The sequence below is a fragment of the Stenotrophomonas sp. 116085_Sma genome (genome assembly GCF_056479585.1).
In genome coordinates this window covers 2,692,234-2,707,846 of the sequence record NZ_CM151057.1, presented here as the reverse complement: position 1 = coordinate 2,707,846, position 15,613 = coordinate 2,692,234, and the positions used below count along the sequence as shown (strand labels likewise).

The following is a 15,613-nucleotide window of genomic DNA, read 5'->3' as shown; positions in this document are numbered from 1 at the left end:
CGTCAGGGGGATGACGCGTTGTGGAGAGTCCGCTTCACAATGCGATGACGATCATGAACCGGGACGCATGACACGGGAGTCGGGCCGATGCAGGGTGCGAGCGTTCGCAGCAGCAGGGTATCCTCGCCTGCTGATGATCCAGCATGGTCGAGAAACCAGGCGGAGTACGCGTTGAACATCGTCATTGTTGACGACCAGACGTCCGCGCGGACGATGCTGCGTCACGTCATCGAAGACATCGCGCCGGAATTGAGCGTGTATGACTTTGGTGATCCGCTGACCGCATTGGCCTGGTGCGAGGCGCATCCGGTCGACCTGCTGCTGCTCGATTACCGCATGCCGGAGATGGACGGGCTGGAGTTCGCCCGTCGTTTCCGTCGCCTGCCCAAGCACCGCGACATCCCGGTGATCCTGATCACTGTGGTCGGTGACGAGCCGATCCGGCAGGCGGCGCTGGAAGCGGGTGTCATCGACTTCCTGGTCAAGCCGATCCGCCCGCGCGAACTGCGCGCGCGCTGCTACAACCTGCTGCAGCTGCGCCAGCAGACCGAGAACGTGAAGCAACGCGCGTTGTCGCTGGAGCAGCGCCTGTTGGCCAGCATGCATGAGGTCGAAGAGCGCGAACGCGAGACCCTGTCGCGATTGGCGCGGGCGATCGAGTTCCGTGATGCCGGCACCAGTGCCTACCTCGAACGCATGGCACGGGTTGCGGGGCTGATCGCCGAGCAGCTGGGCCTGCCCGAAGACGACGTGCGCTTGATCGAGATGGCGGCGCCGCTGCATGACATGGGCAAGATCGCCATTCCCGATGCGGTGCTGCTCAAGCAGGGCAAGCTCAACGACGAGGAGCTGGCGATCATGCGCCGGCACCCGCGAATCGGCCATGAGCTGCTCAGTGGCAGCCAGAACCGTTTCATCCAGGTGGGCGCGCTCATCGCGCTGCGCCACCACGAGCGCTATGACGGCAGCGGCTATCCTGATGGCCTGGTCGGCGAGGCGATCCCGCTGGAAGCGCGGATCGTTGCTGTCGCCGACGTGTTCGATGCACTGATCTCACCCCGTCCGTACAAGGAAGCATGGACCATGGAAGCGACACTGGCTTATCTGTACGCCCAGCGTGGGCGACTGTTCGATCCGCGCTGCGTGGATGCGCTGATGCGCGGCCGTGAGCAGCTGGACCAGATCTGCGCCGAGCATTCGATGGCGTCCGCACGCCCGGGGCTGGGCGCGTGAAACGCCTGCTGTCGCGGCTGCGGCTGCGCCTGTCCCAGCGGCAGGACAGCGAGCACGGCCAGCAGATTGTCCGTATTGTCCTGATCAGCCTGATCCTTGCCTACGTGCTGTTGCCGGCGCCGCGCCACGACCTGCCGCATGGGCAGTACGTGGGTGTGTTGGCGATCGTGCTGACCGGGTTGAGCCTGTCCCTGCTGCTGTTCGGTTGGCTGCTGTGGCGACCGGCACGTTCCGACGCGCGCCGCGTGCTTGGCATGCTGGCCGACTACGGCCTGATCGCGGCCGGCATGGTGCAGATGGGTGAGCCGCTGGCCTGGGTCTACATCGTTGTGATGTGGGTGACGGTCGGCAACGGCATGCGGTTCGGCAACCACTACCTGTACGTGGCAGTGGCAATGGCCTTGGTGAGCTTCGGCTTCACCGTGCTCCAGACACCGTACTGGATGCAGAATTTCCGCTTGGCCATCGGCCTCTGGCTCGGACTGGCCGCAGTGCCGCTGTACTTCTCCACGCTGCTGCGGCAGCTGACCGAAGCGATGGCCGAGGCCCGGCGCGCGAGCGAGGCCAAGAGCCGCTTCCTGGCCAACATGAGCCACGAGTTCCGCACCCCGTTGAATGGGCTCAACGGTATGACCGAAGTGCTGGCGACCACGCGCCTGGATGATGAGCAGCGCGAGTGCCTCAGTACCATCCAGGCGTCTTCGCGCAGCCTGCTGGCGCTGGTGGAGGAGGTGCTGGACATCTCTGCCATCGAGGCCGGCAAGCTGCGGGTGGTGGCAGAGGATTTCGCCGTGACCGACGTGATCCAGGCGATCGGGTTGATCCTGATGCCGCAGGCCAGGGCCAAGGGCCTGGATTACCGGGTGAAGGTTGCCGACGGCGTGCCACCGCGCGTGCGCGGCGACGTCGGGCACCTGCGGCAGATCCTGTTGAACCTGGCGGGCAACGCAGTCAAGTTCACCGACCACGGCCGGGTCGAGATCCGTGTCGGTGTGGTGCATGCTGATACCAGTGGCGCGGTGCGGTTGCGCTTCGATATTTTCGATACCGGCATCGGCGTGGCGCCGGCGATGCGTGCGCGCTTGTTCGATGCCTTCGAGCAGGCGGATGTGAGCATGGCGCGCCGCCATGAGGGCACGGGACTGGGCACGACCATCGCCAAGGGCCTGGTCGAAGCGATGGACGGCGACATCGGCTATCTGGAGAACCCGCCGCGCGGTAGTCACTTCTGGGTCGAGCTGCCTTTCGCGCCACCGCAGCCGATGGTGCCGGGCGCGGTCCCGACCCTGTCCGGCGAGGAGGACGCGGGGCCCGGCGGGAACGTGATTGCCTTTGCCGATCCATTCCTGCGTCATCGCGCGCGCGTGCGCAGCATGCAGATCCTGGTGGCCGACGACCACGAGGCCAACCGCATGGTCCTGCAGCGCCTGCTGCAGAAGGCCGGTCACCGGGTGCTGTGCGTCGACGGTGGTGAAGCCGTACTGGACGCATTGGCCGACAGCGAGTTCGATGCGGTCATCGTCGATCTGCACATGCCGGGCATGAGTGGGCTGGACATGCTCAAGGAACTGCGCGTGATGCAGGCCGGCGGTGGTCCGCGCACGCCGGTGCTGGTGCTCAGTGCCGATGTCACGCCGGAGGCGATCCAGCGGTGCACCCAGGCCGGTGCCCATGCATTCCTGGCCAAGCCCGTGGTGGCGGTACGGCTGCTCGACACCCTGGCCGAGATCGCCAGCAATGCCCAGTTGAGGACCATGGCCGCGCCGGTCGTGCGACCCGCGGCGCCGTTGCAGGATGGGGTGCTCGACAGCAGCGTGCTGGACGAGCTGGCGTCACTGGGAATGGGTGAAGGGTTCGAGCGTGAGTTCATCCGCCAGTGCCTGGAGGACGCAGCGAGCTGCATGGGCAAGGCCGAGCAGGCGGGTGAAACCGCGCAGTGGGAGGTGTTCCGTGAGCAGTCCCATGCGATCAAGGGCGTGGCCAGCAACCTCGGACTGATGCGCGCGTCCAACCGTGCCGGCGAGTTGATGCGGATGGCCGACTGGCAGTTGAAGGCCGAATGGCGCGTACGCCTGGGTGTGCTGCAGGACGCCATCAAGGAAGGCCGGCGTGCGCTGGATGCGCGCGCCGAGCGCCGCCTGCGCGGTGCCGCCGAGGATGGTGAGGCGCGCTGAGCCTGGGCGTGTGGTGTCATAAAAAAAGCCCGGTGGCCAACCGGGCTTGAACCCATCCTGGGGGAGGGGATGAATCAGGCCGCGTCGAGACCGGCGCGACGGGTCTGGGCCTTGATCAGGCGATCCATGGTACGCAAGGAGCGGTCGCCAAGGGCGAGGGCGGAATCGACCCATACCTTGGTGATCTCCAGCAGTTCGTCGTAGCTGACCGCCTGGGCAATGCTGCGCGCGGCGTTCATTGCCAGATAGGACTGCGGGGTGCGTTGCTGCTGGCGGATCAGCTCTTCAACCGCGGCACGACCTTCGCCCTTCTTCGCCAGTACATCGACGATACCCAGCGCATGCATTTCCTCGGCGCTGTAGACACGGCCGTCAAGGATGATCTTCTCGGCCAGGTGCGGTGACACCCGCCGGCACAGGAACGAATAGGCGCCCATGCCGGGGAAAAGGCCGAACAGCACTTCGGGCAGGCCCATTCCGCTGCCTTCCTCGGCCACGATGGTGTGGCAGGCCAATGCCATTTCCAGGCCACCGCCAAGCGCGTCGCCCTGGATCAGGGCGATCGAACGCACGTCGCCGCCGAATCCGGTGTGCAGGTGGTGCACGCCTTCCACGCACCGCTGGGCGTAGTTCAGCAGGAGGTCGCGGTTGCCTTCGCGGATCAGGCGGGTGAACAGGTCCAGGTCGCCTCCCAGGTTGTAGGCGACGGCATCGGACGCCAGCACGAAATGCCGCAACGTGCCGCTGTGGCGCTCGGCGGGGCTGCGGGTGATGGCGGCCATGAAGCTCCACATCTCATCGAGCATGTCCTTTCGGCAGCACGGACGGATGCCGGTGGCAGCATCGGCATGCATGAACAACCAGTGGGCAGTGCCGTCGGCGCTGTCCTCGGTACGGATGGTGGCAAAACGCGAGCCGCTGCTCGGCAGCTTTTCGATGGTACTCATGGAAGGGTCCTCGGCATGCGGCCCGCAGAGTCAGGTGGGTGGCCGGCGGGCCGAACGGTCCACACACGCGGCGATGCTACACCGCCACCGGGGCGCCGCATGCGAAAGGGCCCGGAACGTTTCCGTCCCGGGCCCGATGCCGTTCAAATTGCCCGAAACCCTTACTGGGCGGGCGTATCGCGGAGTTCGCGGCGGAGGATTTTGCCGACGTTGGTCTTCGGCAGCTCCTTTCGGAATTCTACGATTTTGGGGTGTTTGTAACCGGTCAGGTTGGCCCGGGCATGTTCCTTGACCATTTCGGCGGTCAGGTTCGGGTCCTTCTTCACGATGACCACCTTGACCACCTCACCGGACTTCTCGTCCGGCACGCCGACCGCAGCCACTTCCAGCACGCCGGGCATCATCGCGATGACATCCTCGACTTCGTTCGGGTACACGTTGAAGCCGGACACCAGGATCATGTCCTTCTTGCGGTCGACGATGTAGAAGAAGCCCTGTTCGTCCATCTTCGCCATGTCGCCGGTGTGCAGCCAGCCGTCGGCGTCGATGGCCTTGTCGGTTTCCTCCGGACGCTGCCAGTAGCCCTTCATCACCTGCGGGCCCTTGATGCAGAGTTCGCCGACTTCGCCCAGCGGCAGGATGTTGCTGTTGTCATCCTTGATGCAGGCATCGGTGGACGGGATCGGCAGGCCGATCGAACCGTTGTACTCGGTGAGGGTAAGCGGGTTGATGCAGGCCGCCGGCGACGTCTCGGTCAGGCCATAGGCCTCGACCAGGGTAACGCCGGTCACCTTTTTCCAGCGTTCGGCCACGGCGCGCTGCACGGCCATGCCGCCGCCCAGGGTGACCTTCAGCGACGAGAAGTCGACCGTGTCGAAACCGGGGGTATTGAGCAGGCCGTTGAACAGCGTGTTGACGCCGGTGATGGCGGTGAAGCGCACCGACTTGAGCTCCTTGACGAAACCCTTCATGTCGCGCGGATTGGTGATCAGGTGGTTGCAGCCACCGAACTTCATGAAGACCAGGCCGTTCGCCGTCAGTGCGAAGATGTGGTACAGCGGCAGGGCGGTGATGATCCACTCCTTGCCCATCTCGATGCCCGACGCACTGATCCAGGCCGAGGCCTGCTGCATGTTGGCGATCAGGTTGCGGTTGGTCAGCATCGCACCCTTGGCCACGCCGGTGGTGCCGCCGGTGTACTGCAGGAAGGCGATGTCGTCGTGGTCGATCTCGACCGGCGGGAGCGCGTGGCGGCTGCCCAGCGTGAGTGCCTGCCTGAAGCGGACGGCACCCTTGACGTGGTAGTTGGGCACCATCTTCTTGATGTACTTCAGCACGAAGTTGACGATCGCGCCCTTGGCGCCGAGCAGGTCGCCCAGGCCGGTAGTGATCACGTGCTTGACCGGCGTGTCGGCGATGACCTGCTCGACGGTATCGCCGAAGTTGTCGACCACGACCAGTGCGGTCACGCCGGCGTCGACCAGCTGGTGCTTCAGCTCGCGGGCGGTGTACAGCGGGTTGACGTTGACCACGGTGAGGCCTGCGCGCAGCACGCCGAAGGTGGCCACCGGGTACTGCAGGCAGTTGGGCATCATCAGGGCGACGCGGTCACCCTTCTTGAGCTTGAGCTCACCCAGCAGGTAGGCCGCGAACTGGGTGACCAGCGCATCGGTCTCACCGTAGGTGAGCACCTTGCCGAAGCTGGAGTAGGCTGGACGGTCGCGGAATTTCGCGACGGAAGCGTCGAAGACCGAAGCTACCGAATGGAACTCGTTGACGTCGATCTCGGCGGGAACGCCTTTCGGATAGCTCTGCAGCCAGGGACGATCCAGACTCATATTCCCCCTCCAGGAATCGTGATGTATTAGGTTTCGGCCCTGAGCGTAGCGACAATGGCCGTTCATTGCAGCATACCCCGCCGTAGGGAAAACGCGAAGAGGGGTTTGCGTGCCGCATTGTGCGAACGCGTCAAACGCCGCCGGGCATGGCCCGGCGCTACCGAAGGCAGGACGCGCCTGGTAGCGCCGGGCCATGCCCGGCGGATGTTTCACCGTGAGCGGCTGGCTCAGCCCTGCTTGCGCACCGGTGCACCATTGGCCTTGTAGTACGGCGCGGTGCTGCGGGCCAGCGGGGTGCGGCCGCGGATCACGTCGGCCAGCTTCTCGGCCATCATGATGGTCGGCGCGTTGAGGTTGCCGGTCACGACCTGCGGCATGATCGAGGCATCGACGATGCGCAGGCCTTCCAGGCCGTGCACGCGGCCCTGGCCGTCGACCACCGCCATCGGATCATCGGCGTGGCCCATCTTGTTCGAGCACGACGGGTGGTAGGCGGTCTCGGCATGCTCGCGGACGAACGCATCGATCTGCGCGTCGGTCTGCAGCGCGCTGCCCGGCGAGATCTCGCGGCCGCTGTAAGGGGCCAGTGCCGGCTGCGCGAAGATCTCACGGGTGATGCGGATCGCCGCGCGGAACTCGCGCCAGTCCTGGTCGTGCGACATGTAGTTGAACAGGATGCTGGGATGTTCGCGCGGGTCCTTGGAACGCACGTGGATGCGGCCGCGGCTGGGCGAGCGCATCGAGCCGACGTGCATCTGGAAGCTGTGTGCCTTGATCGGGTTGGAGCCGTTGTAATTGATCGCCACCGGCAGGAAGTGGTACTGCAGGTTCGGCCAGTCGAACTCGGCGTCGCTGCGGATGAAGCCACCGGCCTCGAACTGGTTGCTGGCGCCGATGCCGGTGCCCAGGAACAGCCACTCGGCACCGATCGCCGGCTGGTTGTACAGCTTCAGTGCCGGCGCCAGCGAGACCGGCTTCTTGCACTCGTACTGCAGGTACATTTCCAGATGGTCCTGGAGGTTGGCGCCAACGCCCGGCAGGTGGTGCACCAGGTCGATGTCCAGGCTGCGCAGCAGGTCGGCCGGGCCGACGCCGGAGCGCTGCAGGATCTGCGGCGAGGCGATGGCACCGCCGCACAGCAGCACTTCGCGACGGGCAGTGGCACGCTGCGGCTGGTCGTTGTGCAGCCACTGCACGCCCACCGCACGCTTGCCCGAGAACAGGATGCGGTCGGTCAGCGCGTGGGTGACGATGGTCAGGTTCGGGCGCGGCTTGGCCAGGTCCAGGTAGCCGCGGGCAGTGCTGGAGCGACGGCCCTTCGGGGTCACCGTGCGGTCCATCGGGCCGAAGCCTTCCTGCTGGTAGCCATTGAGGTCGTCGGTGCGCGGGTAGCCGGCCTGCACGCCGGCCTCGACCATCGCGGCGAACAGCTCGTTGTTGCCGGCCTTCGGCGTGGTCACGCGCAGCGGGCCATCACCACCGTGGTAGTCGTTGGGGCCGATGTCGCGGGTTTCGGCCTTGCGGAAGTACGGCAGGCAGTCCAGGTAGGTCCAGTCTTCCAGGCCCGGCATGCTGGCCCAGTTGTCGTAGTCCATCGCGTTGCCGCGGATGTAGCACATGCCGTTGATCAGCGACGAGCCGCCCAGGCCCTTGCCGCGGCCGCAGTCCATGCGGCGGTTGTTCATGAAGGGCTCCGGATCGGTCTTGTACGCCCAGTTGTAGCGCTTGCCTTGGAGCGGGAAGGCCAGTGCCGCCGGCATCTGGGTACGGAAGTCGAGCCGGTAGTCCGGGCCACCGGCTTCCAGCAGCAGCACGCTGACATCGGCATCTTCGGTGAGGCGGGTGGCCAGCACGTTGCCGGCCGAACCGGCGCCGATGATGATGTAGTCGTACTCGTTATGGGTGCTCATGGGTGTCTCCTGCAGGCCGGGGCGCGCTGCATGCAGGCGTCCGGGCGGAATGTCGGATCGGCACGATGGCCGGACGATGGGGCGCGCGCAGGGCGCGCCGGTCAGAACACGCTGGCGTAGTCGCCCAGCTCGACCTGCACCGACTTGATGCGGGTGTAGTGGCCGAGGGTGGAGATGCCGTTCTCGCGGCCGACGCCGGATTCCTTGTAGCCACCCACCGGCATTTCGGCCGGCGATTCACCCCAGGTGTTGATCCAGCAGATGCCGGCTTCCAGGCGGTGGATGATGCGGTGGGCGCGGCTGACGTCCTTGCTGACCACGCCGGCGGCCAGGCCGAAGGTGGTGTCGTTGGCGCGGCGCACCACTTCGTCCTCGTCGTCGTAGGCGAGGATGCTCATCACCGGCCCGAAGATCTCTTCGCGGACAATCGTCATGTCATCGCGGCAGTCGGAGAACACGGTCGGCAGCACGTAGGCGCCATTGGCCAGCGCGCCTTCGGTGGCACGGCCGCCGCCGGTCAGCAGGCGGGCGCCTTCGGCCTTGCCGCTCTCGATGTAGCGCAGCACGTTTTCCATGTGCGGGAAGCTGGTCAGCGGGCCGAAGTTGGTCTCGGCGGCCATCGGGTCGCCGATGCGGATGCGCTTGACGCGCTCGACAACGGCGGCTTCGAACGCGGCCAGCATGCTGCGCGGCACGAACACGCGGGTGCCGTTGGTGCAGACCTGGCCGGAGCTGAAGAAGTTGGCCATCACCGCGATGTCGGCGGCGCGGTCCAGGTCGGCGTCGTCGCAGATCACCAGCGGCGACTTGCCGCCCAGTTCCATGGTCACTTCCTTCAGCGACGAGGAGGCGGCGCTGGCCATCACCTTCTTGCCGGTGGCGACGCCGCCGGTGAAGGAGATCTTCTCGATCACCGGGTGCTCGGTCAGCCACTGCCCGATCTCGCGGCCCGGGCCCTGCACCACGTTGAACACGCCGGCCGGCACGCCGGCTTCGGTGTAGATCTCGGCCAGCTTGATTGCTGTGAGCGGGGTCACTTCGGACGGCTTGAACACCATCGCGTTGCCGGCGGCCAGCGCCGGGGCCGACTTCCACATGGCGATCTGGATCGGGTAATTCCAGGCGCCGATGCCGGCTACCACGCCCAGCGGCTCACGGCGGGTGTAGAAGAAGCTCGATTCGCGCAGCGGCAGCTGGATGCCTTCGATGGCGGTGGCCAGGCCGGCGTAGTACTCGACCACGTCGGCACCGGTGACGATGTCCACGGTGGTGGTCTCGGCCAGTGCCTTGCCGGTATCCAGGGTTTCCAGGTGGGCCAGCTCGTCGTTGCGCTCGCGCAGGATCTCAACGGCGCGGCGCAGGATGCGCGAACGCTCCATCGCGGTCATCGCGGCCCACACCTTCTGGCCTTCGGCCGCGCTCTGCACGGCGCGCTCGACGTCGGCCTGGCTGGCGACCTGCACCTCGGCGATCACTTCACCGGTGGCCGGGTTGACGGTCTTGAAGGTCTTGCCGCTGGTGGCGTCGACGCGCTGGCCGTGGATGTAGAGCTGTTGGACGGGCAGGGTGGTCATCGGGCGTACTCCTTGGAAGGGGGCGGGTGCTGAAGCGCTTATAGCGCGCCAGCCTGCAACTGGAAGTCGATATAGCCGTAAGCGATGCGCCGGGACTTCTCGGCGTTGAACTGGCCGCCGACCAGGCTGCCGCGCAGCCACAGGCCGTCGATCATCGCGGCCAGGCCACGGGCGGCCAGGCGGGCCTGCGGGTGGGGCAGCAGGCGGTTGAACTGGTGGCACAGGTTGGAGAACAGGCGCTGGTCGTTGGCGCGCTGCAGCCGGGCCAGTTCCGGCTGGTGCATGCTGGCGGCCCAGAAGGTGAGCCAGACGCGCATCGCAGTGCCGTTGATCTGGCTGTCGTCGAAGTTGCCGTCGACGATGGCGCGCAGCTGCTCGCGCGGATCGTCGCTTGCGTCGGCGCGGTAGCGGGCGACCGCGTCCTTCAGTTCGCGCAGGATCTGCCGCATTGCAGCATTGAGCAGGCCGTCCTTGTCGCCGAAGTAGTGGGCGACGATGCCGCTGGACAGCCCGGCCTTCTTCGCGATGGTGGCGACGGTCGCATCGGCCATGCCGATCTCGTCGATGGTCTGGAAAGTGGCCCGGATCAGCTGTTCGCGCCGTACCGGTTCCACGCCTTTCTTCGGCATTGTCTCTCCACGGATTGCGACCCGAAGGATCGGGCTGCCCGCCATTATGCTTTTTATTGATTGAACGTTCAATCAATAAACCCTAGGATGCGCTCGCGCCCCACGCCATGGGCCCGGTTTACCGGTCCGGCCCCGCCCATGTGCTCCCTCGGACTTGATGAGACGACCCCATGTCTTCCCTGGCTCATCCCAAGCGTTCGCCCCTGCGCTTGAACCGTTTTGTGTTCTTCAGTTCCTCGGTGTCGATCGGCATCCTCGGGCTGCTCACCGTTCTCTATCCCGAAGGCAGCGAGCACTGGCTGCAATGGGCGCAGGCCGAGGTCTCGGCGGCGTTCGGCTGGTGGTACATGCTGCTGATCGTGCTGTGCCTGGGCTTCGTGCTGTGGCTGGCGTTCTCGCCGTACGGCCGCATCCGCCTGGGCCACAACGAGGAATCACCGGCGTTCGGCTACGTGGCCTGGGTGTCGATGCTGTTCTCGGCCGGCATCGGCATCGCGCTGTTGTACTACGGCGCCTACGAGCCGCTGGACCATTTCCTCAATCCTCCCGGGCAGCCCGGCGGTACCGTGGCCGCCGGCCGCGAGGCGATGGTGCTGACCTTCCTGCATTGGGGCCTGCACGGCTGGGCGCTGTACGCGCTGGTCGGCGTGGCGCTGGGCTACTTCGCCTACCGCCGCGACCTGCCGCTGGCGCTGCGCTCGGCGCTGTACCCGATCTTCGGTGAGCGCATCCACGGCCGCATCGGTGACATGGTGGATGGTTTCGGCATCCTGGCCACGCTGATCTCGATGGTGACCAACCTCGGCATCGGCGCGCTGGTGGTGCAGTCCGGCCTGGTCTACCTGTTCAACATCCCGGATACGCCGCAGGTGCTGGTGGCGATCGTGCTGGTGATGATGGCGGTGGCCACCATCGGCGTGGTCGCGGGCGTGGAGAAGGGCATCGCCTGGCTCTCCAACCTCAACGTGCGCCTGCTGTGCGGCCTGCTGCTGTTCGTTTTGGTCACCGGCCCGACCCTGCACCTGTTCGACGGCCTGATCCAGAACACCGGCGACTACCTGGGCGCGTTCGTGCGCAAGAGCTTCGACATGTACCTCAACGACCCCAAGGGCCGTGAGTGGATGGGCTCGTGGACGCTGTTCTACTGGGCGTGGTGGATTGCCTGGGCACCGTTCGTCGGCCTTTTCGTGGCACGCATCTCGCGTGGCCGCACCATCCGCGAAGTGATCATGGGCGTGTTGCTGATCCCGCTCGGCTTCACCCTGGCCTGGCTGTCGATCTTCGGCAATACCGCCATCGACCTGGTGCTCAACCACGGCCAGGCGATCCTGGGCGACGTCGCCCAGCACGATGCGGCGATGACGCTGTTCAAGCTGCTCGAATACCTGCCCGCCGCGCCCTACATGGCCGGTGCCGCGGTGGTGATCGGTTTCGTGCTGTTCCTGACTCCGGTCGATTCGGGCACGCTGATGATCGCCAACCTGTGCACCCGTCGTGTCGATGACGGCGTGGAGGACGGCCACGACGCGCCGATCTGGCTGCGCGTGTTCTGGGCGGCCGGCATCACCGTGGCCAGCGTCGGCCTGCTGCTGGCCGGCAACTTCAGTGCGATGCAGACGGCGGTGGTGCTGTGCGGCCTGCCGTTCTCGTTCACGCTGGCCTTCTACATGTGGGGCCTGCTGAAGGCGCTGCGCACCGATCCGGACGCGCCGCGGCGCTGAGGGGCGGTGCGGGTGGGCATCGGCGCGGGCCGATGCCTGCCACATTTCATTGCATTCCTAGATACGTCGCATGGGGTCGTGATCGACCATGGAGTCTCTTCAAGCGGGAGACCCCGATGAAACGACTTCTCTGTGGCCTGTTGCTGTCCGTTGCGATTCCGCTGCGTGCCGAGCCGATCCCCCCACCGATGCAGCAACTCGATTTCCCGGTGCTGGCGGTGGGGGATATCGGCCAGTTCCGTGTCCAGGTGCCGGCCTATGCCGGCGGGCAGGGGCGCGTGTCCTACGCCGCGCATGCGCTGATGCCGGGCAGTGCCGAGGATCGCGGCTACCGCTTCATTGCGGTGGCCTGCGGCGATGGTGGCTTTACCCCGGTGGTGCACTACGAGGACCGTGGCGTGGTCTGTTCGCGCATAGGCCAGGCGCCGCATCCGGCGTTCGAGATGGTGGTAACCGTGCTCAACACCGGTGCCGCCAATGGCGGGACGGTGATGCCGGAGGGCCTGCGCGGCCTGGTGTATGACGTCGGGCCGAGCGCGGCGCCGTGGCGGATCTACGGCGTCGGGCCGTAGGGGCAGTGCATCTGTAGAGCCGAGCCGATGCTCGGCTGCGGTTGGTGGCAATGCAGCCGAGCATGGCTCGGCTCTACAGGTCAGGCGTTATTTGCTGGCCAGTTGGCGCAGCACGTACTGCAGCAGGCCGCCATGACGGAAGTACTCGACTTCCTTCGGAGTCAGCAGCATCACCGACACTTCGAAGGTCTTCTTCGTGCCGTCGGCCTTGGTCGCAGTGACCGTGGCGCGCTTGCTGGCACCGTCCTGCAGGCCGGTGATGTCGATCACCTCCGAACCGTCCAGGCCCAGGCTCTGTGCGTTTTCGCCGTTGCGGAACTGCAGCGGCAGCACGCCCATGCCGACCAGGTTGGAGCGGTGGATGCGCTCGAAGCTTTCGGCGATGACCGCCTTCACCCCCAGCAGCAGGGTGCCCTTGGCTGCCCAGTCGCGCGACGAGCCGGTGCCGTATTCCTTGCCGGCCAGCACCACCAGCGGCACCTTGTCGGCCTTGTACTTCATGGCCGCATCGTAGATCGCCAGCTTCTCCGGCTGGCCGCCACCGGCCGGGTAGTACAGGGTGTTGCCGCCTTCCTCGCCACCGAACATCAGGTTCTTGATGCGGATGTTGGCGAAGGTACCGCGGACCATCACGTCATCGTTGCCGCGGCGGCTGCCGTAGCTGTTGAAGTCGGCCGGCTGCACGCCGCGTTCCTGCAGGAAGCGGCCTGCGGGCGAATCCTTCTTGATGTTGCCGGCCGGGGAGATGTGGTCGGTGGTGATCGAATCGCCGAACAGGCCCATCACGCGCGCGCCGTGCACGTCGTCGATGCTGCCGGTCTGCATGGTCATGCCATCGAAGTACGGCGGGTTCTTGATGTAGGTGGAGGCATCGCTCCACTCGTACAGATTGCCGTCCGGCGAGGCGATGGTGTTCCAGCGGGTGTCACCCTTGAACACATCGGCGTAGTTCTGCTTGAACATTTCCGGGCCGATGGTGGCGGCGATGACGTCGCCGATTTCCTTGTTGCTCGGCCAGATGTCGCGCAGGAACACCGGCTGGCCATCGCTGCCGGTACCCAGCGGCTGGGTGGTCAGGTCGATGTCGGTGGTGCCGGCAATGGCATAGGCCACCACCAGCGGTGGGCTGGCCAGGTAGTTCATCTTCACTTCGGGATGCACGCGGCCCTCGAAGTTGCGGTTGCCCGACAGCACCGAGGTCACCACCAGGTCGCCGGTGGCGATGCCGGCGCTGACTTCGGTCGGCAGCGGGCCGGAGTTGCCGATGCAGGTGGTGCAGCCGTAACCGACCACGTAGAAGCCGATCTTCTCCAGCTCCTTCAGTACACCGGCCTTTTCCAGGTAGTCGGTGACCACGCGCGAGCCCGGCCCGAGCGAGGTCTTCACCCACGGCTGGCGGTTCAGGCCCTTGGCGGCCGCGTTGCGGGCCAGCAGGCCGGCGCCGATCATCACCGCCGGGTTGGAGGTGTTGGTGCACGAGGTGATGGCAGCGATGACTACCGCACCGTCCTTCAGGCGGACCTTGCGGCCTTCGGTTTCGATGTCGGCGTAGCCCTTGGCCAGCTGCTCGTTGCCGACCGCGGCGCCGCCGCCTTCATTGACGAACGAGGACACATCCTCGCTGCGCTTGTCACGGTTGGCGGTCATGCCGACCAGCGCTTCGCGGTAGTTCTTCTGCACGTCTTCCAGCAGCACGCGGTCCTGCGGGCGCTTGGGGCCGGCCAGCGACGGCTTCACCGTGCCCATGTCCAGTTCCAGCGTGGTGCTGTACTGGGCGTGCGGGCTGCCCGGTTCGTGCCACAGGCCCTGCGCCTTGGCGTAGGCTTCGACCAGGTTGATCTGTTCTTCGCTGCGGCCGGACAGGCGCAGGTAGTTCAGCGATTCGGCGTCGATCGGGAAGATGCCGCAGGTAGCGCCGTATTCCGGGGCCATGTTGCCGATGGTGGCGCGGTCGGCCAGCGGCAGGTGCTGCAGGCCGTCACCGTAGAACTCGACGAACTTGCCGACCACGCCCAGCTTGCGCAGCATCTGGGTGACGGTCAGCACCAGGTCGGTGGCGGTGGCGCCTTCGGGCAGCTTGCCGGTCAGCTTGAAGCCGACCACCTGTGGGATCAGCATCGACGATGGCTGGCCGAGCATGGCCGCCTCCGCCTCGATGCCGCCCACGCCCCAGCCGAGCACGCCGATGCCGTTGATCATGGTGGTGTGGCTGTCGGTACCGAACACGGTATCGGGGTAGGCAACGGCCTTGCCGTCCTTGTCCGCGGTCATCACCACGCGGGCCAGGTTTTCCAGGTTCACCTGGTGGACGATGCCGGTGTTGGGCGGCACCACCTTGAAGTTGTCGAAGGCCTTCTGGCCCCAGCGCAGGAAGCCGTAGCGTTCCTGGTTGCGCTGGAATTCGATCTTGCCGTTGAGGTCCAGCGCGTCGGGCTTGCCGAACACGTCGACCTGCACCGAGTGGTCGATGACCAGCTCGGAGGGAATCTGCGGGTTGATCTGCTCGGGCGAGCCGCCGAGCTTGACCACCGCGTCGCGCATTGCGGCCAGGTCGACCACGCAGGGCACGCCGGTGAAGTCCTGCAGGACCACGCGCGCCGGCATGAAGGCGATCTCGGTGTCCGGTTCGGCGGACGGGTTCCAGCGGGCCACGGCTTCGATGTGGTCCGGACCGACGGTGGCGCCGCCGTCCTCGTGCCGGAGCAGGTTCTCCAGCAGGATCTTCATCGAGTAGGGCAGGTGGGAGATATCGAAGCGCTGGCCCAGCGTGGGCAGGCTGAAATAGTCGTAGGTCTTGCCGCCGACCTTGAGCTGGCTGCGGGTGGAGAACGAATCGCTCATGCGGGGTAACTCCTTCTTGCGGATGGCTTGCAGTGGCCCGCGCATGGGCGGACCTGCTTGCGGTCGCCGCGGGCCTGGTGGCCCCGGAGGTTCCAGTATGAACCCGAAACTGAATGGATTCACCCGGGCCGGGTCCGGCCTGCGGCATCGGTTCCAGACTACAGGGGAAGGTGT

General features: G+C 66.1%; 10 protein-coding genes. 4 read left to right on the top strand and 6 right to left on the bottom strand.

The window, feature by feature from the left end; translation table 11 throughout:
- Positions 1-87 precede the first annotated feature (87 nt).
- Together rpfG and ACZK0Z_RS12700 are read left to right on the top strand one after the other, a co-directional pair.
- On the top strand, positions 88-1,233 hold the full coding sequence (gene rpfG / locus ACZK0Z_RS12705) for a cyclic di-GMP phosphodiesterase response regulator RpfG (protein WP_049429881.1): 1,146 nt from the start codon (positions 88-90) through the stop codon (positions 1,231-1,233).
- A complete protein-coding gene (locus tag ACZK0Z_RS12700) occupies positions 1,230-3,407 on the top strand; it encodes a response regulator (protein WP_049429882.1) in 2,178 nt (725 codons plus the stop codon). Before rpfG ends, ACZK0Z_RS12700 begins: the two co-directional genes overlap by 4 nt.
- A gap of 74 nt (positions 3,408-3,481) precedes the next feature.
- Here ACZK0Z_RS12700 and ACZK0Z_RS12695 read toward each other — a convergent pair whose 3' ends face one another.
- The 5 genes from ACZK0Z_RS12695 to betI form a co-directional block, all read right to left on the bottom strand.
- Positions 3,482-4,354: a crotonase/enoyl-CoA hydratase family protein gene (locus ACZK0Z_RS12695; protein WP_049429883.1), complete on the bottom strand. Its 873-nt coding sequence runs from the start codon at positions 4,352-4,354 to the stop codon at positions 3,482-3,484.
- Between the two features lie 161 nt (positions 4,355-4,515).
- Complete coding sequence (locus ACZK0Z_RS12690; RefSeq protein WP_049429884.1) at positions 4,516-6,192, bottom strand: long-chain fatty acid--CoA ligase; 1,677 nt, start codon at positions 6,190-6,192, stop codon at positions 4,516-4,518.
- A gap of 227 nt (positions 6,193-6,419) precedes the next feature.
- On the bottom strand, positions 6,420-8,102 hold the full coding sequence (betA, locus tag ACZK0Z_RS12685) for a choline dehydrogenase (protein WP_049429885.1): 1,683 nt from the start codon (positions 8,100-8,102) through the stop codon (positions 6,420-6,422).
- 101 nt (positions 8,103-8,203) lie between these two features.
- Complete coding sequence (gene betB, locus ACZK0Z_RS12680) at positions 8,204-9,676, bottom strand: betaine-aldehyde dehydrogenase (protein WP_100443536.1); 1,473 nt, start codon at positions 9,674-9,676, stop codon at positions 8,204-8,206.
- A gap of 38 nt (positions 9,677-9,714) precedes the next feature.
- Positions 9,715-10,305, bottom strand: coding sequence for a transcriptional regulator BetI (gene betI / locus ACZK0Z_RS12675; RefSeq protein WP_100443535.1), 591 nt, complete (start codon positions 10,303-10,305; stop codon positions 9,715-9,717).
- 170 nt (positions 10,306-10,475) lie between these two features.
- On the opposite strand from betI, the gene ACZK0Z_RS12670 reads away from it, so the two are divergent.
- Positions 10,476-12,026: a BCCT family transporter gene (locus ACZK0Z_RS12670; RefSeq protein WP_049431175.1), complete on the top strand. Its 1,551-nt coding sequence runs from the start codon at positions 10,476-10,478 to the stop codon at positions 12,024-12,026.
- 116 nt (positions 12,027-12,142) lie between these two features.
- Entirely contained in the window at positions 12,143-12,598 is a 456-nt protein-coding gene (locus tag ACZK0Z_RS12665; protein ID WP_197633681.1) for a hypothetical protein, read from the top strand.
- Between the two features lie 87 nt (positions 12,599-12,685).
- On the opposite strand, the gene acnA is transcribed toward ACZK0Z_RS12665, so the two are convergent.
- On the bottom strand, positions 12,686-15,439 hold the full coding sequence (gene acnA / locus ACZK0Z_RS12660) for an aconitate hydratase AcnA (RefSeq protein ID WP_197633680.1): 2,754 nt from the start codon (positions 15,437-15,439) through the stop codon (positions 12,686-12,688).
- Positions 15,440-15,613 lie beyond the last annotated feature (174 nt).

Coding starts and splice junctions, on each gene's coding strand:
- betA (WP_049429885.1), bottom strand. CDS start 8,102: ATGAGCACCCATAACGAGTACGACTACATCATCATCGGCGCCGGTTCG.
- ACZK0Z_RS12695 (WP_049429883.1), bottom strand. CDS start 4,354: ATGAGTACCATCGAAAAGCTGCCGAGCAGCGGCTCGCGTTTTGCCACC.
- ACZK0Z_RS12665 (WP_197633681.1), top strand. CDS start 12,143: ATGAAACGACTTCTCTGTGGCCTGTTGCTGTCCGTTGCGATTCCGCTG.
- acnA (WP_197633680.1), bottom strand. CDS start 15,439: ATGAGCGATTCGTTCTCCACCCGCAGCCAGCTCAAGGTCGGCGGCAAG.
- betI (WP_100443535.1), bottom strand. CDS start 10,305: ATGCCGAAGAAAGGCGTGGAACCGGTACGGCGCGAACAGCTGATCCGG.
- rpfG (WP_049429881.1), top strand. CDS start 88: ATGCAGGGTGCGAGCGTTCGCAGCAGCAGGGTATCCTCGCCTGCTGAT.
- ACZK0Z_RS12670 (WP_049431175.1), top strand. CDS start 10,476: ATGTCTTCCCTGGCTCATCCCAAGCGTTCGCCCCTGCGCTTGAACCGT.
- ACZK0Z_RS12690 (WP_049429884.1), bottom strand. CDS start 6,192: ATGAGTCTGGATCGTCCCTGGCTGCAGAGCTATCCGAAAGGCGTTCCC.
- betB (WP_100443536.1), bottom strand. CDS start 9,676: ATGACCACCCTGCCCGTCCAACAGCTCTACATCCACGGCCAGCGCGTC.